We start from the raw sequence: 2082 nt of genomic DNA, 5'->3' as shown, positions 1-2082 counted from the left end.
GCTTAATGCTTTCCGATAAATGTCTCCGCACTTCTGAAGTGTCAAGGCCGATTATTTTTTCCCCAAAATCGCCGGTTTAAAATTCCCCAGAAGGACCTTTCATTGATCCTTCTGTTTTTCTTCTTGGAGCCTCTTTTCCCGTAATCGATAGCTTTCCCCCTTTAGGTTGAAAATGATGGAATGATGCAGTAATCGATCTAACATCGCTGTCGCCAAAACCGAGTCTCCCACGATTTCTCCCCATTCCCCAAAGCTTTTGTTGGAGGTGAGGATAATCGGGGCATGCTCGTACCGCCGGGCGATCACTTGAAATAAGTAATGAGCGCTGTTCGGGTCCAGTTTTAGATACCCCATTTCATCAATAATGAGAACGGTTGGCTTCACAAAGACACGAAGCTTTTTCTCCAACTTTCCTTCCTGGTCGGCTCTTCTTAACTGATTGACCAAATCGTGAGCGGTAATAAAATACGTTTTATATCCTCTTGCGATCGCCTCCATTCCAATCGAAATTGCCAGATGTGTCTTCCCAATACCCGGTGGACCGAGAAAGAGGATATTTTCTTTCCGGTCAATAAAGGACAACGTAAGCAGTTCTCGAATCCGGCGCTCATCCACCGAAGGCTGCGCGGTAAAATCAAACGTATCGATCGTCTTGCGATACGGCAGTTTGGACAGCTTGATGAGCGTTTGGATCGATCGTGCCTGTTTTTCGACGATTTCTGCCTCTAATAAGCGGAATAAAAACTCTGAATATGATATATTATGAGTAGAGGCGTATTCTGCCATGGCGGACCATCGTTCCGCCATGACAGGCAAATGGAGTCGGTGGCAATACTCGTGTATTCGTTCTTTCATGAGCTTTCCCCTCGCAGGAATGCGTCATAAACGGACAATGGACGAGTATCCACTTCCACCGAAACAGGCGAAATGGTGGCGGCCATTTCCGTTTGTTTCTTTTTTATTTTTTCGGCGAATGAAATCACTTTTTTCTGTTGGTCCACGTGAGAAATCTCCTCCCCTCGAAAGTACAATCGAATATCTCCATTTAATCGCTCCTTCACCAGAATTTCTTTGCCCGCATACTCCGCCGATAAGAGCCATTGTTCCCCTTTGTAGGAGAAACTGCCATCCCAATGCACCTTCCGATAGGAAAGATAGCTCGTATCGTAATCTTTCAACGGAAGAGGCTTGAGTGACTCCTCGGCCCAACGCTCTTGCGGAGAAATACCGGTAGTGGCGTTTGGCTTCCGATTCGCCACTTGATCGAGCCAACGATGGAGAAGGAAATTTAATTCCTCGATGCTTTCAAACGCTGTCCCCACATAGAAGTGATCCATGNAATCCATAGTAACTCGCAAATTCGGAAAATCGTTGATTCCATTTCACCACTCCTTGTTCTCGCCCGTCTGTAACGGTCTTCATATTGTCAAATAACACCTTCTTCGGAACCCCGCCAAAGTACTTGAAGCTCTGAATCAGGCATTCCATTAAGTGTTCCTGATCCTGGCTGGTCGTAAATACCGCGTATTTCATCCGCGAATAGCCTAACGTGGCCACAAATAGCGATAACTTGACTTTTTTCCCTTCGATCACGACCTCCCCAACTTCTTTCCAATCGACTTGCATTTGTTCGCCAGGAAGCGTTTCATAACGAACGGTGTATTTCTTTTTCGCCGTCTCTCGGAAAGGTTTCATATAGTCTTTTAAAATCGTCTTTCCTCCCGTATAGCCCTGTTGTCGAATTTCAAAAAACAACTTTTCGCTATTAAACACCCCATCTTCTAACATTCGTTTTTGAAGATACGGCTTAAATGGATCTAACTTGCTTTTTCTTTGTTTTCGCTTGGATTTGGAAGGAGGATTGGGGGAGTGAATATATTTTCGGACGGTTTTCCGATCGATCCCCAATTCCCTCGCAATATCGGAAATACTCATTCCCCTTTCATACATCTCTTTGATCATAAAAAATTCCCCTCTCGTAATCATGAACCATAGCTCCTCTCGTTGACACTATGGTTCTATTGTAAGTGGGGAATTTTATTCCGGCTATATTGGGGATTTTATCATCGGCTTTAACAATAA

General features: G+C 44.6%; 1 protein-coding gene and 1 pseudogene. Both read right to left on the bottom strand.

The features are described from left to right. Positions 1–99: 99 nt before the first annotated feature. Positions 100–855: an IS21-like element IS5376 family helper ATPase IstB gene (istB, locus tag ACFPOH_RS01145; RefSeq protein ID WP_047817696.1), complete on the bottom strand. Its 756-nt coding sequence runs from the start codon at positions 853–855 to the stop codon at positions 100–102. After that, positions 852–1986, bottom strand: a pseudogene (istA, locus tag ACFPOH_RS01140) (IS21 family transposase). Before istA ends, istB begins: the two are co-directional and overlap by 4 nt. Between the last annotated feature and the right edge of the window lie 96 nt (positions 1987–2082).

The sequence above is a fragment of the Ureibacillus suwonensis genome (assembly GCF_042655065.1).
GTDB classification, from domain to species: domain Bacteria; phylum Bacillota; class Bacilli; order Bacillales_A; family Planococcaceae; genus Ureibacillus; species Ureibacillus suwonensis.
The sequence above is the reverse complement of the archived record's forward strand: the minus strand, read 5'-3'. Positions and strand labels throughout refer to the sequence as shown.